This window comes from Cobetia sp. 10Alg 146, from assembly GCF_029846385.1.
Taxonomy (GTDB): Bacteria; Pseudomonadota; Gammaproteobacteria; order Pseudomonadales; family Halomonadaceae; genus Cobetia; species Cobetia marina.
Genome location: NZ_JARWKT010000003.1, coordinates 274,012 through 297,593 on the forward strand (window position 1 = coordinate 274,012; position 23,582 = coordinate 297,593).

The window sequence follows — 23,582 nt, forward strand, 5'->3', positions numbered from 1 at the left end:
GATCCGAAGGCGGTGTCATCGCTGTCCGGACATGAAAACGCCTCGCTCGGTCACCCGAGCGAGGCGTTTTCATCTGGCGTATCGCGAGAACGGTGGTCGATCAGACCAGCGCCGGGCCCGCCGCGATGATCGCCTCATCCACACCGGCGAACTTCTTGAAGTTCTCGACGAACTTGGCGGACAGGTCACGCGCCTTGCTGTCATAGGCAGCGCGGTCTTCCCAGGTCTCGCGCGGGTCGAGCAGGCTGGAATCGACGCCCGGCACACTCACCGGCACATCCAGGTTGAGCACGTCGATGTGACGCGTCTCGATATCGGCGAGTGCGCCGTTCTGGATCGCGCTGATGATGCTGCGGGTGGTCGGGATGGAGAAGCGTGAGCCGCCCTCTCCGTAGGCACCACCGGTCCAGCCGGTGTTGACCAGATAGACGCGCGAGCCGAACGCCTCGATGCGCTTGATCAGCAGATCCGCGTACTCACGCGCCGGGCGCGGGAAGAACGGCGCGCCGAAGCAGGTGGAGAAGGTCGCCTCGAGGCCGGCGGTGGAGCCCATCTCGGTGGAGCCGACCTTGGCGGTGTAGCCGGACAGGAAGTGATAGGCGGCCGCCTGCTTGCTGAGCACGGACACCGGAGGCAGCACACCGGACATGTCGCAGGTCAGGAAGACGATGGCATTCGGCTCACCGGCACGATTTTCCGGCACGCGCTTCTCGATGTGCTCCAGCGGGTAGGCCGCACGCGAGTTCTGGCTGAGAGTGTCGTCGCCGTAATCCGCACCGCGACGGTCATCCAGCACCACGTTTTCCAGCACGGCGCCGAACTTGATGGCATTCCAGATGACCGGCTCGTTCTTCTCGGAGAGGTCGATGCACTTGGCGTAGCAGCCCCCTTCGATGTTGAAGACGGTGCCTTCGCCCCAGCCGTGCTCGTCATCGCCGATCAGATGGCGCGCCGGATCGGCGGACAGAGTGGTCTTGCCGGTGCCGGAAAGACCGAAGAACAGCGTGGTCTCGCCGTCATCACCGACATTGGCGGAGCAATGCATCGGCAGCACGTCCTTTTCCGGCAGCAGGAAGTTCTGCACCGAGAACATGGCCTTCTTCATCTCGCCGGCATAGCGCATGCCAGCCAGCAGAACGCGACGACGTGCGAAGTTGATCAGCACCACGCCATCGGAGTTGGTGCCATCGCGCTCGGGCTCACACACGAAGTGCGGCGCGTTGAGGATGGTCCACTCGCTCTTGTCCTTGGCATTGAAGCTGTCCGGACGCACGAACATGGTACGCGCAAACAGGTTGTGCCACGCCGTTTCCGTGGTGACACGAATCGGCAGGTAATGCTCGAGATCGGCGCCGACGTGCAGTTCGGACACGAAGCTTGTCTGCGCACCGAGGTAGTCCTCGACCCGGTCCCACAGCGCGTCGAAACGCTCAGGGCTGAACGGGCGGTTGACGCTTCCCCAGTCAATGGCGTCCGAGGTGGACGGCTCATCGACGATGAAGCGGTCGTTCGGGGAGCGACCACTGCGAGCCCCCGTCTCCACGACCAGCGCGCCGTTGTCGGCCAGACGTCCTTCGCCGCGAGCCACTGCCAGCTCGATCAGCTCTGCGCTGCTGAGATTGGTGTGAGTGGTCACCGCACTGTCTTGATGCTTGCTCATTCGCGTCTCCGCGGCTCAGGGCCGCCCTCTCTCTTGATGGCTCTTGCCAGATGCCGGCGGTACATGCCGCAGGCTTATTTTGGGGTATCGAACGATGCTGCCGGAATCGACCATGGCCTACAGGCCATGTTGCCGCAACGGAGCGTCCAGCCCCGTACTGGCAAGGCATTATGGCAAAAAGGGACTCGGGCGGAAACGCTGATTGCTGCAACGCCCGACAGCGCATTGACTGACACTCGAGACGCGAAATGTCCGACAATTTCACATCGCTCGGCTGCCCACCCCTGCCGCTGGCCTCATGATGGGCGTCCCTCCTGCACTCCTGCCCCTCCTGCCCATCGTCGACAGCACCTGCCCATCGACAGCTGCTGCGCATCGACAGTCTCCGCCCGAGACTTCGGCCAACACTGCCCGAGCTGACGCAAGGCAGGCCACCAGGCCGCGCTGGCGCCAGCGCGATTGCTGGACTCAGTGGACGATCGGGCTGCCTGCGGCCGGGTCTTCGATGATGGCTTCGACTTCCGCGGCATTGAAGGAATACCGGGTATGGCAGAAGTGGCATTGCGTGGCCAGCTCACCATGTTCGGCGACGATCTGGCGCAACTCGTCCGCGGCGATGCTGTGCAGTGCCGCGCCGAGACGCTCACGAGAACAGGTACAACCGAAACGCAGCGCCTTGGGTTCGAAGATGCGCACGGTCTCTTCGTGATAGAGACGGTGCAGCACGTCCTGCTGATCAAGCGCCAGCAGTTCTTCGGCCTTGAGGGTGTCGGCGAGATGGACGACTCGCTCCCAGGCATCGGGGTCCTTGTTGGCATCGTCGTCAGGCAGCTGCTGGAGCATCACGCCACCGGCACGCTGTGCATCGGCCATCAACCACAGACGCGTCGGCAGCTGCTCGGACTGACTGAAGTAGCTTTCCAGGCAACCGGCGAGGCTGTCCTGATCGATCGCCACGATCCCCTGGTAACGCTTGCCGTCACGCGGGTCCAGCGTGATGACGATCTGCCCCTGCCCCACCAGGGCCTGCAGCGTGGCTTCATCGGTCGGCAGCACGTCCTCGTCACTGAGACGGGCAATGGCACGCAGCTCACCGCCGGGATTGGACTCGGCCATCAGCTGACGCACGATCCCCGTGCCGCGCACTTCCAATGTCATGGTGCCATCCAGCTTGATGGTCTCGGTCAGCAGCGCCACCGCTGCCAGCATCTCGCCCAGCTGGCGCGAGATGGCCTGGGGATAGGCATGACGATCAAGGACTTCGGCATAGGCCTTGTCCAGGGTGACGATCTCGCCGCGCACATTGGTGGCGTCGAACAGGAATCGCTGGATCTGATCGAAATTCGGCGCCGTCTCTTCGTGGGCGTCGCCGGCTTGCTTGTCAGGGTCTTGCATGTCGTGATCACTCATTGGGGGCTCCTCGAACCGAGCCATCGCGGCCATCAGCTCGTGGACCACGAGCGACGGACCGCGATGAACCTCGGCGACGACGCAGGCCTGCCTCGGCTTCGGCACCGAAGGCCGGGCCGTGCGTCATGAATTGGGTAAGTATCAACGTGACGTCCACAGGCTTTCCCCCCGCAAGGGTGGCGAGAGCCTGTGTCGTCAGCTTTCGGAATCCTGGCGCTGGAAGCGGTGGATGCTGCGCCGCTGCTTCTTGTCGGGACGTCCCACGGGCGGGCTCATGCCCTGATTGCCAAGGCGACGCACCTCGGCCTCCCGTTCGCGGCGCGCACGCGACTCCTGCGTCTCCTGATAGAGTGCCTGCGCCTGGGGCGCGCCACGGCGCTGGTCGCTGAGTGCCAGCACTTCGACCACCAGCCGATCCCAACCTTGCGGCACTTCGATCAAGGCGCCGACCTCGACGGTCTTGGACGTCTTCACCTTGCTGCCGTTGTACTGGATCTTGCCACCTTCAATGGCTTTCTTGGCCATGCCGCGCGTCTTGAAGAATCGCGCCGCCCACAGCCACTTGTCGATGCGTACCTGGTCACTCATCAAGACTCCTTGCGCTCCTCGTGTTCCAGATGAAGGCCGCCACCCGCCGTCAGCACGGCAAAACCGTCCAGTCCGTGCACGTGCTCGAAGTCACGCGCTTCGCGCTTCGAGTCCGGCTGACGCACGCCCAGCAGATGCGCGATACCATAGGTGCGCGCACTCTCCAGCACCTGGGGATTGTCATCGATGAACAGGGTACGTGCCGGCTCGAAGGGCTCGATCTCGTTGAGCCGATGCCAGAAGGCCTGCTCCTCCTTGGCGTGTCCGAGATCCGCCGAGGAGACGACGGCATCGAAGTAATCGCCCATGCCGGTCAGACCGAACTTGAGCTCGATCCCGTGACGGTCCGCGTTGGTCGCCAGTACCACGCGCTGCGGTTGATCCCGTAGCCAGGCGAGAAAGTCCTCTGCCTCGTGGCGATACCCGATCAGATGCTGCACCTCACGCTTGAGCGCGACAACATCCAGCTTCAGCTCGCGGCTCCAGTAATCGAGGCTGTACCAGTTGAGCGTGCCGGATTCGCTGATGATGCGCGCCTTGAGGTCCGCCTGCAGCGCGCTATCGAGACGATGCAGCTCACAGTAGCGGCGTGGCAGGTGCTCCAGCCAGAAGTGGCTGTCGAAATGCAGGTCCAGCAAGGTGCCATCCATGTCGAGCAGCACGGTGTCGATCGTGGTCCAGTCAATCATCGGTAGTCTGTCAGCCGGCGGGGAATTTGGGGTTGTATAGTGTAAAGCATGGTCCTGCGCTGCGCATGTGCCCACATGGGACATCAGCGATGCCGGCAAGCTCACGACAATTGCCCTGCCCGGCACAGCCTGCCACGATGGGCGCGACAGCTCGATGCTCGGGCATGACCGCCTGCCCGGCGCCCGCTTCTTGATCTCTGCCTTGAGGACTTCCGATGGATGATGCGCCACGCCCCGATCACTCGACCATCGGGCACTACGCCGATGGAGACGCGCTGACACCCCCCCGTATCGACTCGCGACGCGAGGTGGCTCGCTCGCGGCTGTTTACCGTCGAGGCGCTGGAACTGACCTTCTCGAATGGCGCGACGCGCAGCTTCGAGCGTCTCAAGAGTGGTGGCCATGGTGCGGTGATGATCGTCGCCATGCCAGACCCGGATCACGTACTGCTGATCCGTGAATATGCCGCCGGGCCGGAGCAGTACGTGCTGACCCTGCCCAAGGGGCTGATCGACCCCGGCGAAGACCCGGTGACCGCCGCCAACCGTGAACTGATGGAGGAGTGCGGTTTCGGCGCTCACGACATCGAGCCGCTGGCCGAACTGAGCCTGGCGCCCAACTACATGGATCACCGCATGAACGTCATGCTGGCGCGTGACCTGTACGAGAAGCGTCTGCCGGGGGATGAGCCGGAACCTCTGGTCGTCGAGCGCCACCGCCTCGACGAGCTGCCGGCATTGCTGGCACGCGAGGACTTCCATGAGGCGCGGGCCATCGCCGCTCTCTTCATGGCCAGGGAGCGCCTGCTGGCCGGCGAGGAGCTCCATAGCCCCGACTGGTGGTAAGGCGTCGGGCGTGCCCTGGTCCTGCCCTCTCGCGCTGTTCTTCAGACAACGACAAGCCCCCGCCAATGGCGGGGGCTTGTCGTTTCACCCGTGATGTCAGTGGACGGATCGTGCTGGCGACCTGCCCGGACACACCACGAGATCATGCCGTACCCGAGTCGTCCTCGGGATCAGAAGACGTTCACTCGGTCTTCATGCTGCCATCGGCAGTGTTGGCCGAGCCGGACTCCGGGCTCACACCCATGTGGTCCTCGCCTTCGTCCATCACCTTGCCGTGCTTGGCGGATTCAGACTGTGCGGTCCCGCCTTCCACCATCATGGAATCCTTCTTGGTGTTGGCAGAACCACTTTCGGTATTGCGTTCGGCATCGTCTTGCACCATGCCACCTTCATGGCCAGCGGCAGTGCCACCCTCTACCTTGGTGGAGTGAGCACCGGTATTGGCGGAACCGGTGTTGCTGGATTCGTGGTGATCGGCATAGGCAGCGGCGGTCGGCAGTGCAAAGGCAGTTGCGATGAGTGCAGCAGTCAGCTTGTTCATGATCCATCCTCCAGTAGCGGTCTGATGCAAAAGGCGAGCAGATGATTCACTCGACCGTTGCCGTTGAGCCGCGGCATGCATCAGGATCGAAGTGATCCTCTGTCATCCGGGCCAGGCAAGACGACGGGCGAGCGATTCACCTGCGTCTTGCGGATAAGGGTTGCCAAGACATCCTGTCGAGACATCGTCAGAGCTCGTGATCACTCGAAAACCGTCACTAGAGTTGTACCGTGAAAGCGTGACGAGCTGGCGAGTGATGACATTGATCTGATCGAGCGTGTTCCATCACACAGCGTCTGATGCCTACAGATATGGAACTACTTGGGCTGAGTTTCAAGCACTGGAAGGAAAGAAAAATGATCTGCCAGGGAATTACTTGTACAAGAGTGAATCATCGCGTCGCGTTTAATTAGCGCCTACCCCGCTCCAGGACAGCACGGCAGCAGGCTCCAGCCCGACGATGCAGCCATCCAGTGCGATCGGATGCCCAGGATTCGCTTGCAGTATTTTACTCAACGAAACATTTTGTAACTCTGTTTGAGAATCAAGGACACTTCCTCGCGGCCACTCGCAGTGCACAGCACCATCCTCTCTACGGGCACCGCCACCGACATGCTGACCACGACAGGAGAATCACATGCCAGATGTGCTGATAGGGGGCCGCGCGGGACAAGGTTCGGCAGGCCACATCACGCTGGACGCAGCATTGGCCAATCGCCATGGGCTGGTGGCGGGCGCGACGGGCACCGGCAAGACCGTCACCCTGCAGGTACTGGCCGAGGAATTCTCGCGCATGGGGGTGCCGGTGTTCACTGCCGACATCAAGGGCGATCTTTCCGGCATCGCTGCCGCCGGCACTCCCCATCCTCGCATCGATGAGCGCTTGAACAGCCTGGGAATCGATGATTGGCAGCCGCACGCCGCCCCCGTCAGACTATGGGACCTCCATGGCAAGAGCGGTCACGCGGTTCGCGCAAGCGTGGCATCGATGGGGCCCGAGCTGATGGCTAGTCTGCTGGAGCTCAACGAGACCCAAGGCGGCCTGATGCATCTGGCCTTCGATCACGCCGAGCGTGAGGGTCTGGAGCTGGTCGACCTCAAGGACCTGATCAGCCTGCTGAAGCACATCGAGCGCGAGCGTGACAGCTTCGAGGCGCGTTACGGCAGCGTCAGTCCCCAGAGCCTGGGGGCGATGCTGCGTCGGGTCCACGTCCTGGCCACGCAGGGCGGCGAACGCTTCTTTGCCGAACCGGCACTGGATATCCACGACATGCTGGCGACGCGCGGGCATGCAGAGCAGGCCCGTGGCTATATCAATCTGCTCGACGGTCGCGAGCTGATGCAGAGCCCTCGCCTCTACACCACCTTCCTGCTGTGGTTCCTGTCCACCCTGTTCCGCGAGCTTCCCGAGCGCGGGGATGCCGACCGGCCAGTACTGGTGTTCTTCTTCGATGAAGCGCACCTGTTGTTCGATTCAGCCCCCAAGGCACTGCTGACGCGCCTGGAGCAGACGGTCCGCCTGATTCGCTCCAAGGGCGTCGGTGTCTATTTCGTGACCCAGTCACCCGCCGACATCCCCGATGAGGTGCTCGGTCAGCTGGGCAATCGCATCCAGCATGCGCTGCGCGCCTTCACACCGCGTGACCAGAAGGCCGTCAAGACGGCCGCCGACACCTTCCGCCCCAATCCGGAACTCGATACGGCGCAGGTGATCACGGAACTGGGCGTAGGCGAAGCTCTGGTCTCGGTACTCGATGCCAACGGCACACCGACGCAGGTGGAACGCACGCTGATCGCCCCGCCGCGAGGACGCATCGGTCCATTGAGCGACGCGGAGCGTGCCACGCTGCTGGCCGACTCCTCCCTGGCCGGGCGCTACGACGAGCGCGTGGATCGTGAGTCCGCCCATGAGCGACTGGAGGCGCGACTTGCCGTCCAGGCGCAAGCCTCACATGCCACGAATCCCCGTGAGCCTGACAAGACCAGGCTCGGGGAGGCAGACCGTGATCCAAGCCAGCGTCCATCGGAAAACGTTGATTCTGAAGAAGCCCGGTCTGAAGGGGCGCAAGCCACCCGGCCGCCCGCTGCCGCCAGGCCCTCTCGGGACACCGGAGGTGGTCGCAAGCGCCAGGGCGTCATGGAAACCTTGCTGAAATCGGTGATGCGCGCGCTGGGGTCGCAGCTGGGACGCTCCCTGATTCGCAGCCTCCTTCGCTCATTCACACGTCGTTGACGCGCTGACCGGGCAAGACAATGACCGCCTCGCCCTTCCAGCTGCCACGAAGGGCTGCCCACGCTTCGGCATGGGTAGGCATACATGGTCAATGTCCTGCAGGTTTGCCTGTCTTTGACTGACATCAAGGCATCACACGATCTTCACTCGCGTCTTCCCGGAACCAGCCATACTGGAGAGTGCTGCTTACCGGCAGCACACCCATACACTCAATGGCTCGCCAACACTCTCGGGGAGGCTTCACGATGTGCATGAACGAAGAAGTGATCGATCACTGGCTTGACAGCAACTGGTTCAGTATCGAACTGGCACTGGAAGACCTGGAAGCTCAGCAGCAGCCGGCACCACCGCTGGCCGAGGCGGCCTGACTCCCGCCCACGACTCGTGAGCAGTACCAGCAGACCGCCATCGACGTCCTTGCGAAGACACGCCAACCCATGGCGAAGGCAAGGAGCCCTCATTTCGGAGCCCCTCATCGAGACCCTCGCTGAGGGGCTCTGCCCTTGTCAGCCTGTAAAGACTGCCCGCTGCGTTTGCGAAAGGTTGAGACAATCGATTTCCTCGCCTGTCACGTCTCACGGCAAGTCGTATATTGAGGTGTGGTATGGAAAGCCTCCCTCTCCTGCAGCATGTCAGATAAGGATATCGCATGATGCCAAGCTCATTCTCTGCCGTGCCCTTGCCTTCGGGCAACGCCGGACACCCCCATGATTCCCTGCTGCCAGAGCACCTGCAGGCACTGCTGGCGCTCAGCCTGACACCTGAGCCCTCCCACGAACGCCACGTGGAAGCCCATCTGGATGCCGGTTGCCGTCTGCTTGGCATGACCACCGCCATCCTCGGACATGCAGAATCCAGTCGCTATGAGATCATGGCGGCGGTCAATCCCCCTGCTGGGCGAGAAGTCGGAGGCGAATGCCCACTGGAAGAGACCTGGTGTTCCAGCGTCATCGCGCAGGCTGCCTGCGTGGCTCATCGCCACATCAGCGCTGAAGAAGACACTCGCGCCCACGCTGCCTATTCCTGCATGCCCTTTGAAAGCTATGTGGCAGCGCCACTCTGGTCTGAAGGTCGCCTGACCGGCACGCTGTGCTTCGGCGATGAAACACCGCGCCAACAGGACTTCACCGCCAGTGAGCGAGCCCTGGTGGAAACGCTTGCCACGGCACTGGGCCAGCTGCTGGATGTCCAGCGCGCGAAAGAGCGCACACGCAGTGAGCTCGACAACCTGCGTCTCGCCTACCAGAAAATGGAAGGACTGTTCTCCCATTGCAGCCTGCCCATGGCCCTGATGGACTTTCATGGCCACTGGACCCGCATGAATCCGGCCTTTTCCCGACTGCTGGGCATGGAGCCAAAGGAACTGACATGCAGTGCCCTGGAAGACATCTCGCACCCACAGGACATGCTGACGTGCCGCGAGGCATTGAGCGCCATGCGGACGGGCGACATCAGCGAATATCGGCAGCCACACCGTTATCTCGGGCGTCATGGCCAGATGATCGACGTGATGCTGGAGCTGAAGGTGATCGACAGTCGCGCCGGGATCATTCTCTCCCAGCATGAAGACATCAGCGAGCGCCGTGCTCATGAAGCGAGCCTGACCAAGCTGCGCCACCAACTGGAAACTCGCTCACCTGCCGCTGGCCGACTCCCCGGCTCGACACTCGACAAGCTGATGCCGTTCGAATTGATCGAGCAACAGCTGGACAACGAGATCGCGCGCAGTGCACGCCATGGCCAGCCATTGTGCATCCTGATCCTCAGCGTGGATGACCTTGAGGATTACACGCGCGAATATGGCCACGTGGCGGGAGAACGCCCTCTGCAGCAGGTGGCATCCATCCTGCGCAACGCCAGCCGCAAGAGCGATCTCCTGTGCATGCGTGAGGACAACTCCTTGATGGCGATCCTCACCAGTACCGATGCCAGCGGCGCGATCATCCTTGCCGAACGCGTCCGCCATGCCGCCGCCGAACTGTCAGGGCTGGATCGGCCGATCACCTGCAGTGTCGGCCTGACCGGCTATCATCCGGCCCCCGATACCATGAGACTGGCCAATCGACTCGAGTTGATGGACCGTGCCCAGCAGGCGCTCAAGAAAGCCCAGCGCCAGGGATGCAACCGGGTACGGTTTCTCGACCCAGACCCGGTCATGCCGCTTGACGCCGGTACACTGACCAACCTGCCGCCAAAGCCTGCCGGTACTGACTGACTCAGGGCCCGAGGAGGCTGAAATGCACGGCAACCACTTCGAATGCCAGACATGCAAACGGCCACCCCTCGGGGTGGCCGTTTGCATGTCATTGGCGTCCTGCCTGGTGAATCAGTGCTGCCGGTCTTCAACAGGCACTGACCGCCAGCACCTTCACGACGGCACTGGCGGACGGAGCGGACGGGATCAATCCAGCTTGCTCAGATCACGCACGGCGCCCTTGTCAGCCGAGGTCGCCAGCAAGGCATAGGCCTTGAGCGCGGCGGAGACACGACGATTGCGCTGGATGCTCGGCTTCCAGGCATCCTTGCCGCGCGCATCCATCGCTTCACGACGCGCATGTAGCTCGCTATCGCTCAGCTGGACATTGATGGTGCGATTGGGGATGTCGATCAGGATGGTGTCACCATGCTCGACCAGGCCGATGGCGCCACCCGCCGCCGCTTCCGGAGACGCATGGCCGATGGACAGGCCAGAGGTGCCGCCGGAGAAACGACCATCGGTGAGCAGCGCGCACGCCTTGCCCAGTCCCTTGGACTTGAGATAGGACGTCGGGTAGAGCATTTCCTGCATGCCCGGACCGCCCTTCGGCCCTTCGTAGCGGATGATCACGACATCGCCTTCCTTGACCTTGTCGGCCAGGATGTCTTCCACCGCCTGATCCTGAGATTCGCAGACATAGGCACGGCCTTCGAAGACGAGGATGGAGTCATCGACGCCTGCCGTCTTCACCACGCAACCATCCAGCGCAATATTGCCGTAGAGCACAGCCAGGCCGCCCTGGGTGGAGAAGCAGTGATCGTAATCGCGGATGCAGCCCTGGGCGCGGTCACCATCCAGGCTCGGCCAGCGCGCGCTCTGGGAGAAGGCGGTCTGGGTCGGGATCCCCCCCGGACCTGCACGATAGAACTCGATCACCTCATCGGTGGGCGAGCGCATGATGTCCCACTCTTCCAGCGCCGCAGACAACGAGTCGCCATAGACGGTCGGCACCGAGGTATCCAGCACGCCGGCGCGGTCCAGCTCGCCCAGAATCCCCATGATGCCACCGGCACGATGGACATCCTCGATGTGATACTTCTGGGTGTTCGGCGCCACCTTGCACATCTGCGGCACGCTGTGGGACAGCTTGTCGATGTCGGACATGGTGAAGTCGACACCGGCCTCCTGAGCGGCGGCCAGCAGGTGCAGGATGGTGTTGGTCGAGCCCCCCATGGCGATATCCAGCGTCATCGCGTTGGCAAACGCCGCCCGTGAACCGATGGCACGCGGCAACAGGTGCTCTTCGTTGCCTTCGTAGTAACGGCGTGCCAGCTCGACGATACGATGCCCGGCGTTCTCGAACAGGCGACGACGATCGGAGTGAGTCGCCAGCACCGTACCGTTGCCCGGCAACGCCAGACCCAGCGCTTCCATCAGGCAGTTCATGGAGTTGGCCGTGAACATGCCCGAGCAGCTGCCACAGGTCGGGCAGGCGCTGCGCTCGATCTCGGCGACCGTCTCGTCGTCGACGCTGTCATCGGCCGCGATGACCATCGCATCGACCAGGTCGAGACCGTGGTCCAGCAGCTTGGTCTTGCCGGCTTCCATCGGGCCGCCGGAGACGAAGATGACCGGGATGTTGAGGCGCATGGCGGCCATCAGCATCCCGGGGGTGATCTTGTCGCAGTTGGAGATGCACACCAGCGCATCCGCACAGTGGGCATTGACCATGTATTCGACGCTGTCGGCGATCAGGTCACGCGACGGCAGCGAATACAGCATGCCGTCGTGCCCCATCGCGATGCCATCGTCCACCGCGATGGTGTTGAATTCCTTGGCGACACCGCCGGCCTTCTCGATTTCGCGCGCTACCAGCTGCCCCATGTCCTTGAGGTGGACGTGGCCGGGCACGAACTGGGTGAAGGAGTTGGCAACGGCGATGATCGGCTTCTGGAAGTCACCATCTTTCATGCCGGTGGCGCGCCACAGGGCGCGGGCGCCGGCCATGTTACGACCTGCGGTGGTCGTACGGGAGCGATACTCTGGCATGGTGTCCTCGTCAATGATGCTTGGCCACTCTCCTGTGCAGAACGATCGACGGAGAACATCCCCTAGCGCGGGGCTTGTCCGGGTGATCCTTCGCACGGGAGTGGCTTCTGTTTTGATCAGGCTGCGCTTCGCTTGTGAAAAGACGCAGACCTGGTGTCCAGTGGAGATGCGGGACATGTGAGCCACCGCTATCTGCCTGAGCTCAATTCTGTCATGTCCCGCCCCTGCTTGCCTACCAGATAGCATCGCATGTACGCGGCGGCAGCGTGAAAGACGCCGCGATGGCTCCCGAACGTTGAATGCCGCAACTCCTAGCGTGGGTTTCCCCCGAGAGGCGCTGTTTACACTGGAAGACGACATATCAGGCAGTGTCAGACATCCCTCAAGGAACAGGAGTCACCCATGGCCGGAAAATTCGTCATCACCCGCGGCAAGGACAGCAAGTTCTATTTTGCGCTCAAGGCCGGCAACGGTGAAAAGATCCTCCAGAGCCAAGGCTATGCCGACAAGCGCGGCTGCCTGAACGGCGTGGAATCCGTGCGCAAGAACGCCGCCGAGGAAAAACGCTTCACGAAGGAAGTCGCCAAGGATGGTCGCTTCTATTTCACGCTGCTGGCCGCCAACAGCCAGCAGATCGGCCGCAGCCAGATGTACAAGTCGGAATCCGGCCGCGACAACGGCATTGCCAGTGTCGGACGCAATGCACCGGAAGCCGCCGTGCTGGAACAGCTCGATACCGCCTGAATGCCCGCGAGCGTGACGTCTGCATGCACACGACGCCCCACGGAAAAGCAGAAGCCCCGCCGATTGGCGGGGCTTCTGCTTTTCGTCGGATGTCGCCATCCATTCTGCGCCGTGCGTTGTCAGTGGCGCTGCGCGTTGTCGCTGTCAAAGACCACTCGTGCCACATCCGCGTAGCGGGCCGCGAAGTGGACGATCATGCCCTCCTTCAGATAGTCCGGCAGCTCATCATAATCCCGCTGATTGGCCTGTGGCAGGATCAGTTCGAAGATGTCACTGCGGCGTGCGGCAATGACCTTCTCACGGATACCGCCCACCGGCAGCACCTGCCCGGTCAATGTCAGCTCACCGGTCATCGCCAGTCCCTTGCGCGGCGCCTGATGCCTGGCCAACGACATCAACGCCGTGGTCATGGTCACGCCAGCGCTCGGGCCATCCTTGGGCGTCGCCCCTTCCGGCACGTGCAGGTGAATGAAGGATTCATTGAAGAAGTCAGCCTCGGCATCGTAGGCCTCAAGATTCGCCAGGGTATAGGAATAGGCGATATTGGCCGATTCCTGCATCACTTCCCCAAGCTTGCCGGTCAGCTTCAAGCCACGCGTCAGGCCGTGCACACGTGTGGCCTCGATGGGCAGGGTCGCGCCGCCCATGCTGGTCCAGGCAAGCCCGGTCACCACGCCTTCGCCGGCTAGGACCTTCTCGCGACGGAAGATTGGCGCCCCCAGGAATTCCTCGAGATTCTTGACCGAGACCTTGACCGTCGGCAGGTCCTCCTCGAGCAGCTTGACCGCCGCCTTGCGCACGATGCGGTGCAGCTGCTTCTCCAGCTGACGTACGCCCGCCTCGCGAGCATAGCCCTCGATCACCTGACGCAGCGCGGCGTCACTCAGATTGATGCGCTTCTTGGGAATGTTGTCGCGTGTCAGCAGCTTCGGCCACAGGTGATGCTTGGCGATCGCCATCTTCTCTTCGGCGATGTAACCGGAGAGGCGTATCTGCTCCATGCGGTCCAGCAGCGGCCCCGGGATGCTATCCAGCGTGTTGGCGGTACATACGAACAGCACCTTGGACAGATCGAGACGCACGTCGAGGTAGTGATCGAGGAAGTCGACGTTCTGCTCCGGGTCCAGCACCTCGAGCAGCGCCGAGGCCGGATCGCCCTGGAAGGACTGCCCCAGCTTGTCGATCTCATCCAGCATGATCACCGGGTTCTCAACCTTGACCTCCTTGAGTGCCTGCACCAGCTTGCCGGGCATGGCACCCACGTAGGTACGGCGATGGCCCTTGATCTCCGATTCATCGCGCATGCCGCCGACCGAGAAGCGGTAGAACTCGCGCCCCAGTGCCTGAGCGATGGAGCGCCCGATCGAGGTCTTGCCCACACCGGGCGGGCCCACCAGCAGCAGGATCGAGCCACCGACATCGCCCTTGAAGGTGCCTTCGGCCAGGAACTCGATGATGCGTGATTTCACGTCATCCAGCCCGTCATGGTCGCGATTGAGCACCTTGCGCGCATGGGCGAGATCCAGCTGGTCGGTGGAGGTGATGCCCCAGGGAAGCGAGGTCAGCCAGTCCAGATAGTTGCGCGTGGTGCCGTACTCCGGCGAGCCGGTCTCCAGCACCGAGAGCTTGTCGAGTTCGTCGTCGATGCGCGATTGCACCCGTTCGGGAACCTTGAGCTCATCGAGGCGTCCGCGGAAGGTATCCACATCATTCTCGCGATCATCCTTGGAGATGCCCAGTTCACGCTGGATGACCTTGAGCTGCTCACGCAGGAAGAATTCACGCTGATGCTTTTCCATCTGCGCGTTGACCTGCTGGGAGATCTCGGTCTGCAGCTGGGCGACCTCGATCTCCTTGCGCAGCAGCGGCAGTACCTTCTGCATGCGCTCCATCACCGGCAACGATTCCAGCACCTCCTGCAACTCCGGCCCCTTGGCCGAGGTGATGGCAGCGGCAAAGTCGGTCAGCGGGCCGGGTTCATGCGGGCTGAAGCGATTGAGGTACTGCTTGAGCTCTTCGCCGTACAGCGGATTGATCGGCAGCAGCTCCTTGATGCCATTGATCATCGCCATCGCGTAGGCACGCGCCTCGTCGCTCTCGGCATCCACCGGCTCGCGCGGATAGGTCACCTCGACCAGATAGGGCGGCTTGCGTGACAACCAGCGGGTGATCCGGAAGCGGCGCAACCCTTGAGCGATGAACTGGACCTGATCCTGGCCATCTTCGGGCTTGTGGACACGCACTGCCGAACCGATCTCGGGAAAATGCTCAGCCCCCATCTCGTCGACTTCGACATCACCGACGAAGGCCAGCCCCACTGCATGGTGTGGCGTGTTGCCGACCCGCTCCATGGTCTCTGCCCAGCGCTGCTTGTTGATGACCAGCGGCTGGACCTGAGCCGGAAAGAAGGGACGATTGTGGATCGGCAGCAGGTAAAGGCGCTCAGGCAGCTGATCACCACTGGGTACCAGCCCACCAGCCCCCGGGGAATGCTCAGGCTCTTCCTGACTGGCATCTTCAAAACCGGACAGAACGTTGTCGTGATCGGAGGTATCTTCGTGACGTGACATGCAACCCTCGTGAAACCGGGCCTCGGTTGAGGCGATCATCTTCACCAATGTGGTCTGTCGGGCACTTTATCAAGTACTGTCGGGCACTTGTCTGACGGGATGCCTGTCTATCGGCACCGGTTCGCCACCTGCCGACGGATACGACAAGGCCCGCCAGAAGGCGGGCCTTGTCAGCTGTCCAGCACGATGGCAGACAGAAGGGGACGGTCAGATCCGAAGGTGGCTCAGCCACCTGTGAAAGACAGGCCGGCTCAGTCAGTCCGGCTCAGTCAGACCGACTCAATCTGACCGGCTCAGTCAGGCTGGCTCAATAGATCGGCTTGCCATTGACGAGCAGCGCATCCCCATCGATGGTCAGCACCAGGTTCTTGTCAGCGGAGTCCGGCGGGATGCCCGCCATCATCGCCAGCATCGGCGGCACATTGCGGAACTCGAAACGTCCACTCATGCGATCCAGGAAGGCACGCTGCCCTTCGATGGTCTGCAGTTCGGCGATGCTCAGATCGGTCATGCCGGCCCCATCGAGAATCAGCTGCCCCTCACCCTGCATGTCGACACCGAAGACTTCGCTGCGCGCCTTGAGGGACTCCAGCGTCAGACGAGGAGACGTGCTCAGCATGGTGAACAGCGGCGCCTCGACCTTCTCGAGCATGGCGACCTGCTGATCTTCCGTCAGCTCTTCAAACGGCTTGCCGGCCTCTTCCAGCAGGCCCTGCAGCTGAGTGATGAAATCATAGACCGCCGCGCCCTGAAGACGGTCGATCGACAGCGCCAGACTGCCGCTGGCCATCTGCTGATCACCGGCACTCACGTCCTGCACGGCCAGCTTCATCAGATAGCGAAGCTCGGTCGGGTCGAGCCGCGTCTCGCCGGAATAGCTGATATCGGTCGCCACCACCGGCGGCTGCCCCATGCCATTGTCGATGGTCAACGTATCCAGCTCGATCTTGTCATCCTGGCGGAAGTCGTTGTCCGCACCACGATAAAGACCGTTCAGGCTCAGGGTACCGACGCTGATCTTCTCGTCACCATTGGTGATCTCGAAGGGAGAGACCTCGCCGTCGACGGTGATCTCGGGAGTATCACCGCCATCATGTGACGCCGTCAGCTCGCCGCCCTTGAAGTCGAAGCGCGTGCCGCTTTCCGGGTCCTGCCATTCAAAGACAGGCAGTGTCACCGTGGTATCACTGGCACCGCTGAAATTGTCGACGCTGCCATCGAAGGCGATGGCCTTTCCATCCCCGATGACCTCGGAAAGCACATCGCGGGCCGGTGTACCGTACTGCAGCTTGATGTTGCCCTTCATGCTGGTGGAGAGCAGGCCATGACCGGCTTCATAAGGCAGCACGACACGCACGGGCCCTTGCTGCTCCCCCGTGGCAAGCTCCATCTTGAGTCGACCGCTCGAGTCGAACCAGCCGCTCTGCACGTCATCGCGGCTGGCCTTGATGTCGGCGCTGCTGTCGAGCTCCGCCACCATTCGCGCCATCTCGTCTTCGAAACGCTGACTGGAATACGCCACGCCACCGACATAGCCGGCAGCACCGATGACGACGACAGCCGCCGCAGTTACGAGTCCCTTGCCCATCGTTGTTATCCCTTGTTTATCATTGTTGAAGCGTCACACCCACCACGCAGTGCCTCGCTTCCTGTTCAATGCAGCCACAGCCATAGATGCATGGTCGACCAGGCGAAGATGCCGGCGAAGATGTCATCGAGCATGATGCCGAATCCCCCCGCCACACGACGGTCAGCCCAGCGGATCGGCCATGGCTTGAGAATGTCGAAGACCCGGAAGACCACGAACCCCCAGAGGGCAGCCTGCCATGAAAACGGCACGGCGACCATGGTGATCCAGTAGCCGACGAATTCATCCCAGACGATGCCGGAATGATCGTGGACGCCCAGATCCTTCGAGGTGCGATCACAGATCCAGATCCCGAGAACGGAGGCGGCCACCACGATGGCGATGTAGGGCCAGAGCCCCAGTCCCGCCATCATCCAATAGAACGGAATGGCGGCCAGGGTGCCGAAGGTGCCGGGCGCAAAGGGCGCCGTGCCACTGCCGAGCCCGAAGGCCAGGAAATGGACGGGACGACGCCAGACACTGGCAGGTGCACGATTCATGAGCTCACCTCCGTGGCATCCGCCGGTGGGAAGTGCTGCCAGCTGCGTCCCGCGGCGGCCTGCTCGACCCCTTCCTGCTCGAGGATGACACGCGGCTCGCTTCCCTCCACTGCCTGCATGCGCCCGATGACGCTCAAGGACAGATTCAGGGGGCGCAGCGCGTTGATGGCGCTCTCGAGATGCTCTTCCGGCATCGTCAACAGCAGCTCGTAATCATCACCGCCATTGAGGACCGCCTCGCGCGCGCCCTGCTCGCCCAGCGCCGCCATCAGCTCCGGCGCCAGCGGCAGTTCGCCAAGCTCCAGCGCCGCCGACAGCTGACTGGCACGACAGATGTGTGCCAGGTCACCCATCACGCCATCGGAGACATCCAGGCCCGCACTGGCCAGCTGGCGCAGTGCGAGGCCCGCCTCCACACGCGGCTCCGGACGCAGATAGGCGGCCAGACACGGGTCCAGCACATCCCGCGTGCCGGACTGCCATGCCTTCAGACCGGCATGCGCCATTCCCGGTGCGCCCGTGATGACCACCAGGTCGCCTTCACGGGCACCATCACGTCGCAGGATGGGGCGGGATACGCTATCCGGATGGACTGCATCCTCCAGCACCAGCGGCAGCTCGCCATGCACGGTGATCGTGATGGAGAGCGGGCCGCGTGTGACATCGCCCCCGACCAGGGCGATGCCATGACGTTCGGCCAGCGCATGGAAGCCGGCAGCGAAGCCATGCAGCCAGTCCTCGTCGACCTCCGGCAGCGTCAAGGCCAGCAACGCCCAGCGCGGCGTCGCACCCATGGCGGCCAGATCGGAAAGATTGACCGCCAGGGCGCGATGCCCGATCGAGGACGCCGGAGCATCCGGCGGGAAGTGAACGCCCGCCACGGAGGTATCGACACTGATCGCCAGCTGCATGCCATCACCGGCGGCGAGGAGCGCACAGTCGTCACCCGGCCCCAGCAGCACGCCCGGAGCCCCGGACAGATCGCGCTGGAAGTAGCGGGCGATCAACTCGAATTCGCCCGGCATGTCAGCGCAGGCGGGCCTGGGTCACCTCGGCGCTGCGCAGCTTGACTGCCAGCTTGTCGAGGATCCCGTTGACGTACTTGTGACCATCGGTGGCACCGAAGGTCTTGGCCAGCTCGACCCCTTCGTTGATGGCGACACGGTACGGCACTTCCATGCGCTTGGAGAGCTCGTAGGCGCCCAGACGCAGGATGGCCAGCTCGATCTCGTCGAGATCCTGAAGACGACGATCCAGCAGCGGGCTGATGCTGGCATCCAGCTCTTTCTGGAAACGCGGCACGTTGTGCAGCAGCTCATGGAACAGCGCCTGGTCAGCGATGCGCATCACCTCGACCCAGTTCTCGTGCAGCTCGACATCGTCATCGACCTGCTGACCGCGAAACTCGGCTTCGATGGTGGTCATGCTCTTGCCGGTCATCTGCCACTGGTAGATGCCCTGGACCGCCAGCTCGCGCGCGGCACGGCGTGCCTGCTGCTGCTTGGACGGCTCACGCTCGGAACGTTGCTGACGTTCGCTCATGCATCACCTCCCATGGCCTTGAGCAGCGAGACCATTTCCATGGCGGCCATCGCGGCTTCAGTGCCCTTGTTGCCGGCCTTGGTGCCCGCACGCTCGATGGCCTGCTCGATGGAGTTGACCGTCAGCACGCCATTGGCCACCGGCGTGTCGAACTCGAGCTGCAGACGAGACAGGGCGGAGTTGCATTCACCGGCGACATATTCAAAGTGCGGCGTGCCACCACGAATCACCGCGCCCAGCGTGATGACGGCGTGCGGCTTGACCTTGGCCAGCACGGCCTTGACGGCCAGCGGGATTTCCCAGGCGCCCGGCACGTGGATCAGGTCGATGTTTTCCTCATCGACGCCGTGGCGTACGAGGGAATCGACCGCGCCTTCCACCAGGCTATCGACGACGTGGTGGTTGAAACGCCCGACGACGATGACGTAACGGCCATCGACATTGGTGAAGGTGCCTTCGAGTTGAGCAATCGGTTGCATGGTCAGTCCACAATGCTAGCGCCCCGGCGAACCGGGGCGGAGATATCAATCATACCGGGAGCGACGACCGCGACTGGTCCCCACTCCCGCCATTTGGGTAGTGCCGGGGCCTTATGCACCCACGGTGTCTGTGCCACTGGCCGCGTCATCACTGCCGATCAGCTCGACCACTTCGAGGCCGAAACCGGACAGCGCAGAGAACTTCCACGGCGAGCTGAGCAGACGCATCCGGCCGACGCCGAGATCCCTGAGGATCTGAGCACCGGTACCGGTAGTCAGATAGTTGCCCGCACCATCGGATTCGTTGGTGCGCGGCGTACGACGTCGTCCGAGGAAGACATCGAGACGTTCCTTGTAATCCTGTGAATCACTGCCGGTGTCCAGCAGCACCAGCACGCCCGCATCAGCGGCAGCGACCTGTGACAGTGCATCATGGAGCGCCCAGCTGCTGCTGCCCGGCTGACGCAGGGTCAGGAGGTCACGCATCGGGTCCTCCACATGCACACGCACGGTGGTCAAGGCGTCAGGCGTCGGCGTGCCCTTGACCAGCGCCAGATGATGACGGCCCTGGATGCGATCGCTGAAGCAGTGCAGCGTCAGCTCGCCGAAGGCCGTCTCGACCTGCTCGCTGTCCAGCACTTCCACGGTCTGTTCGTTGTGGATGCGGTATTCGATCAGGTCCGCGATAGTGCCGACCTTGAGATCATGCTCGGCGGCAAAGCGCTCGAGCTCCTCACGACGCGCCATGCTGCCATCGTCGTTCATGACCTCACAGATCACGCCGGTCGCGCCAAAGCCCGCCATGGAGGCCAGATCACAGGCCGCCTCGGTGTGGCCGGCACGACGCAGCACGCCACCCGGTTCCGCCATCAGCGGGAAGATATGCCCCGGCTGGACGATATCCTGCGGACGGGCGTTGCGGGCGGCAGCCGCCTGCACGGTACGTGCGCGATCAGCAGCGGAGATACCGGTGGTGACGCCTTCGGTGGCTTCGATGGAGAGCGTGAACTTGGTACCGAAGCCGGAACCGTTGGCCTGCACCATCAAGGGCAGCTGGAGCTGCTCGCAATGCTCACGCGACATCGGCATGCAGATCAAGCCACGCGCATGACGCGCCATGAAGTTGATGTGCTCGGCTGTCACGGCTTCCGCGGCGATGATGATGTCGCCTTCGTTCTCACGATCCTCGTCATCCATGAGGATGACCATCTTGCCCTGCCGGATATCCTCGACGAGTGCTGCGATGCCTGATAGCGCCATGCTTGCTCCACATTTCGGACCGCGCCGACGGTTGCCCGGCCCACGCGTGTTATCAAAAAGTCGGGCGTCAGGGTACCCCGCCACCCGGTTTTGCGCCAGCGCCCCGCGACGCCACTGTCGCCAGACAGCGGCAAGTCCTTGCGCTGGCAGGCAATTTCTCTCAGTCAGTTCAGCCGACAGGCTCGCCGTTGTCGGGCACTGCCGTGATGCGCCAGTCGCGCCCCACGGCACGAATCTCGCGGATCTCGACCCGCCGCTGCTGCGCCATGTGCTCGAGTCCGGGCAGGGCCAGCAACGGACGCGCCTCCCCGCCCAGCAGCGTCGGCGCCATGAACAGCTGCATCTCATCCACCAGCCCGGCGCTGAGCATGGCACCGGCAAGCACCGCACCGGTCTCCAGCAGGACCTCATTGGCCTGCTCATGCTCGGCCAGATGGCGCAACAGCGCCTCGAGATCCACACGACCCTCCGGGCCCGCCGGCAACGCCAGCACCTCGGCGCCGGCCGCTTCCAACAGTCTGCGCCGTTCTGCCTGAGCCGCTGTCTCATCCGCGACACAGACCACCAGGGTTCTGCCGTCCTGCTCAAGGATTCGCGCCGCCAGTGGCAGGCGCAGATGCGTATCCACCACCACGCGCAACGGCTGACGCGCCACCAGCGCCTCGAGCCCCAGCGGATGCGCCTCCAGCCCCAGCTGCTCGGCGCGCACGTTGAGGCGCGAATCATCGAAGATGACCGACTCGATACCGCTCATCACCACGCTGGAGCGTGCGCGCAGTCGCTGAACGGCGCTGCGCGCTTCCGGGCCAGTGATCCACTGGGATTCACCGGAGGCCATCGCGGTGCGACCGTCCAGACTCATGGCCTGCTTGAGACGCACGAAGGGGCGCCCGCGCTCCATGCGCGACAGGAAGCCGGGATTGAGCGCACGCGCCTCCTGCTCCAGCACGCCCACCGTCACGGCGATGCCAGCGCCCTGAAGCATGGCGATGCCACGCCCGGCCACCTGCGGATTCGGGTCCCGCATGGCGATCACCACCCGCGAGATGCCCGCCGCGATCAAGGCGCGTGAGCATGGTCCGGTTCGCCCGGTGTGCGAGCAGGGCTCCAGCGTCACGTAGGCCACGCAGCCCAAGGCTTGCTCACCGGCGGCGGCCAAGGCGTTGACCTCGGCATGCCCTTCCCCGGCGCGCACATGAAAGCCGGTGGCGATCACCTTGTCAGTGACGGGGTCGACCAGCACGCACCCGACCCGTGGATTGGGATGGGTGGTGTAGCTTCCCAGACGCGCAAGGCGCAAGGCATGCGCCATGTGGCGAATATCGCGACCAGGCTCCTGGCCGACTGCGGTGTCATGAGAGGTGAGGGACATGCAATACCTATCGGCGTGTGACGACAACATGGACCGCCCCGACAGTCGGACCGCAGGACGGTCGGGCGATGCGCGGATCAGGAGCGGCTGTCTTCCTCGCCGGGCAGGAAACTGGGCTCCTGGGCGAGGCGGTCGATCTCGGCACGGAATTCGTCCAGATCCTGAAACCGGCGATAGACGGAGGCAAAGCGGATATAGGCGACCTGATCCAGCCGCTTGAGCTGCTGCATCACTTCGTCGCCGATCCGGCGCGCCTCGATCTCACGTTCCCCCGTGGCGCGCAGACGCTGACGGATACGCTCGACAGCCGCCTCGATCAGCTCCGAGGAGACAGGACGCTTCTCCAGCGCGCGCAACATGCCTGCCCGCAGCTTGTGCTCATCGAAGCTCTCACGGGAACCGTCACCCTTGACCACTCGCGGCATGACCAGCTCTGCCGTCTCGTAGGTCGTGAAACGCTCGCCGCAGGCCGCGCACTGGCGACGACGACGCACCTGGTCACCCTCGACCACCAGCCGGGAATCCGTGACCTTGGTTTCATGAGTTCCACAGAAGGGACAGTGCATTGTTGGGAGCCTGCTTGAGTGCGAGGTGGCGGCGTTGCGTACTTCGGCTTCCGGTACTGCCGAGCAGCGTCGGGCCACGGCAGCACAGCCGAAAGACATGGAATGGGCGCCATTGTAACCGTTAAGACTCGTGCACGGGAGCCTATGTCAGTCAGATCCTATCTGCGTTAGCCTTGAGGAGCGGAAGAGGAATCCGCATAGACTCCCGAGAACCGAGGCCGGCGAGAAACTCCCACAAGGATGCTCGCCACATGAGTGAATGATCTTCACGACCAAGTGCTTACTAATGACGCAAGGAGACGCGACATGGGAATCATCGCCTGGATCATCTTCGGACTGATCGCCGGCATCATCGCCAAGGTCATCATGCCCGGCAAGGACCCCGGTGGCATCATCGTCACCAGCATCATCGGCATCCTGGGTGCCGTGGTAGGGGGATGGATCGGCACGCAGCTCGGCTTCGGAGATGTCACCGGCTTCAATCTGGCAAGCTTCGTCATCGCCGTGCTCGGTGCCATCATCCTGCTGATCCTGTATCGAGTCGTTCGCAGGTAGCCCGCGACCCGCTCGCAGGCACTTCGCAGGCACTTCGCGAGCGATTCGCGAGCACTTCGCTAGCAGTGCGGGTGGGCCTGATCGGCTCCATGGCCTGACAGGAGCTGATCACATGGCTTTCCCCGCCGGTTTCACCCGCCATGACTCGACGACGG

General features: G+C 63.0%; 20 protein-coding genes. 5 read left to right on the forward strand and 15 right to left on the reverse strand.

Annotated elements, in window-relative coordinates; translation table 11 throughout:
• Positions 1 to 100: 100 nt before the first annotated feature.
• From QD172_RS07220 to QD172_RS07235, 4 genes are all read right to left on the reverse strand, one after another.
• Positions 101 to 1,660 carry a phosphoenolpyruvate carboxykinase gene (locus QD172_RS07220; protein WP_279855348.1) on the reverse strand — a complete coding sequence of 520 codons (1,560 nt, stop codon included), beginning with the start codon at positions 1,658 to 1,660 and terminating at the stop codon, positions 101 to 103.
• Between the two features lie 468 nt (positions 1,661 to 2,128).
• Complete coding sequence (gene hslO, locus QD172_RS07225) at positions 2,129 to 3,055, reverse strand: Hsp33 family molecular chaperone HslO (protein ID WP_077375661.1); 927 nt, start codon at positions 3,053 to 3,055, stop codon at positions 2,129 to 2,131.
• Positions 3,056 to 3,265: 210 nt separating this feature from the next.
• A complete protein-coding gene (locus QD172_RS07230) occupies positions 3,266 to 3,658 on the reverse strand; it encodes a S4 domain-containing protein (RefSeq protein WP_077374962.1) in 393 nt (130 codons plus the stop codon).
• Complete coding sequence (locus QD172_RS07235) at positions 3,658 to 4,347, reverse strand: HAD-IA family hydrolase (protein ID WP_077374965.1); 690 nt, start codon at positions 4,345 to 4,347, stop codon at positions 3,658 to 3,660. The genes QD172_RS07230 and QD172_RS07235 overlap by 1 nt, the downstream gene beginning before the upstream one ends.
• Positions 4,348 to 4,562: 215 nt before the next feature.
• On the opposite strand from QD172_RS07235, the gene nudE reads away from it, so the two are divergent.
• Entirely contained in the window at positions 4,563 to 5,192 is a 630-nt protein-coding gene (nudE, locus tag QD172_RS07240) for an ADP compounds hydrolase NudE (protein WP_077374968.1), read from the forward strand.
• 181 nt (positions 5,193 to 5,373) lie between these two features.
• On the opposite strand, the gene QD172_RS07245 is transcribed toward nudE, so the two are convergent.
• Positions 5,374 to 5,733, reverse strand: a complete 360-nt coding sequence (locus tag QD172_RS07245) for a hypothetical protein (protein ID WP_065392586.1) — start codon at positions 5,731 to 5,733, stop codon at positions 5,374 to 5,376.
• Between the two features lie 637 nt (positions 5,734 to 6,370).
• Here QD172_RS07245 and QD172_RS07250 point away from each other — a divergent pair.
• On the forward strand, positions 6,371 to 7,966 hold the full coding sequence (locus QD172_RS07250; protein WP_279855349.1) for a helicase HerA-like domain-containing protein: 1,596 nt from the start codon (positions 6,371 to 6,373) through the stop codon (positions 7,964 to 7,966).
• 649 nt (positions 7,967 to 8,615) lie between these two features.
• Positions 8,616 to 10,181 carry a sensor domain-containing diguanylate cyclase gene (locus QD172_RS07255; RefSeq protein WP_084208060.1) on the forward strand — a complete coding sequence of 522 codons (1,566 nt, stop codon included), beginning with the start codon at positions 8,616 to 8,618 and terminating at the stop codon, positions 10,179 to 10,181.
• Positions 10,182 to 10,367: 186 nt separating this feature from the next.
• Here QD172_RS07255 and ilvD read toward each other — a convergent pair whose 3' ends face one another.
• Positions 10,368 to 12,212 (reverse strand): dihydroxy-acid dehydratase, encoded by a 1,845-nt coding sequence (gene ilvD / locus QD172_RS07260; protein WP_136938759.1) that lies wholly within the window; start codon positions 12,210 to 12,212, stop codon positions 10,368 to 10,370.
• 402 nt (positions 12,213 to 12,614) lie between these two features.
• On the opposite strand from ilvD, the gene QD172_RS07265 reads away from it, so the two are divergent.
• Positions 12,615 to 12,956, forward strand: a complete 342-nt coding sequence (locus QD172_RS07265; RefSeq protein ID WP_077374980.1) for a YegP family protein — start codon at positions 12,615 to 12,617, stop codon at positions 12,954 to 12,956.
• Positions 12,957 to 13,075: 119 nt separating this feature from the next.
• Here QD172_RS07265 and lon read toward each other — a convergent pair whose 3' ends face one another.
• From lon to nrdR, 9 genes are all read right to left on the reverse strand, one after another.
• Entirely contained in the window at positions 13,076 to 15,526 is a 2,451-nt protein-coding gene (gene lon, locus QD172_RS07270; RefSeq protein WP_077374983.1) for an endopeptidase La, read from the reverse strand.
• A 307-nt stretch (positions 15,527 to 15,833) separates the two neighbouring features.
• The gene (locus QD172_RS07275) at positions 15,834 to 17,114 is read right to left on the reverse strand and encodes a DUF945 family protein (RefSeq protein WP_077374986.1); all 1,281 of its coding nucleotides are present in this window, start codon (positions 17,112 to 17,114) and stop codon (positions 15,834 to 15,836) included.
• A 65-nt stretch (positions 17,115 to 17,179) separates the two neighbouring features.
• The gene (locus QD172_RS07280; RefSeq protein WP_077374989.1) at positions 17,180 to 17,653 is read right to left on the reverse strand and encodes a phosphatidylglycerophosphatase A; all 474 of its coding nucleotides are present in this window, start codon (positions 17,651 to 17,653) and stop codon (positions 17,180 to 17,182) included.
• The gene (thiL, locus tag QD172_RS07285) at positions 17,650 to 18,678 is read right to left on the reverse strand and encodes a thiamine-phosphate kinase (protein ID WP_176493459.1); all 1,029 of its coding nucleotides are present in this window, start codon (positions 18,676 to 18,678) and stop codon (positions 17,650 to 17,652) included. The genes QD172_RS07280 and thiL overlap by 4 nt, the downstream gene beginning before the upstream one ends.
• Position 18,679: 1 nt before the next feature.
• The gene (gene nusB, locus QD172_RS07290; protein WP_084208057.1) at positions 18,680 to 19,195 is read right to left on the reverse strand and encodes a transcription antitermination factor NusB; all 516 of its coding nucleotides are present in this window, start codon (positions 19,193 to 19,195) and stop codon (positions 18,680 to 18,682) included.
• On the reverse strand, positions 19,192 to 19,674 hold the full coding sequence (gene ribE / locus QD172_RS07295) for a 6,7-dimethyl-8-ribityllumazine synthase (protein WP_043331374.1): 483 nt from the start codon (positions 19,672 to 19,674) through the stop codon (positions 19,192 to 19,194). Before ribE ends, nusB begins: the two co-directional genes overlap by 4 nt.
• A gap of 111 nt (positions 19,675 to 19,785) precedes the next feature.
• A complete protein-coding gene (gene ribBA, locus QD172_RS07300) occupies positions 19,786 to 20,934 on the reverse strand; it encodes a bifunctional 3,4-dihydroxy-2-butanone-4-phosphate synthase/GTP cyclohydrolase II (RefSeq protein WP_077374998.1) in 1,149 nt (382 codons plus the stop codon).
• A gap of 169 nt (positions 20,935 to 21,103) precedes the next feature.
• On the reverse strand, positions 21,104 to 22,306 hold the full coding sequence (ribD, locus tag QD172_RS07305; protein WP_279855350.1) for a bifunctional diaminohydroxyphosphoribosylaminopyrimidine deaminase/5-amino-6-(5-phosphoribosylamino)uracil reductase RibD: 1,203 nt from the start codon (positions 22,304 to 22,306) through the stop codon (positions 21,104 to 21,106).
• 77 nt (positions 22,307 to 22,383) lie between these two features.
• The gene (gene nrdR / locus QD172_RS07310; RefSeq protein WP_077375003.1) at positions 22,384 to 22,872 is read right to left on the reverse strand and encodes a transcriptional regulator NrdR; all 489 of its coding nucleotides are present in this window, start codon (positions 22,870 to 22,872) and stop codon (positions 22,384 to 22,386) included.
• Between the two features lie 306 nt (positions 22,873 to 23,178).
• Here nrdR and QD172_RS07315 point away from each other — a divergent pair, with 306 nt between their 5' ends.
• Entirely contained in the window at positions 23,179 to 23,427 is a 249-nt protein-coding gene (locus tag QD172_RS07315; protein WP_077375006.1) for a GlsB/YeaQ/YmgE family stress response membrane protein, read from the forward strand.
• Positions 23,428 to 23,582: the final 155 nt, after the last annotated feature.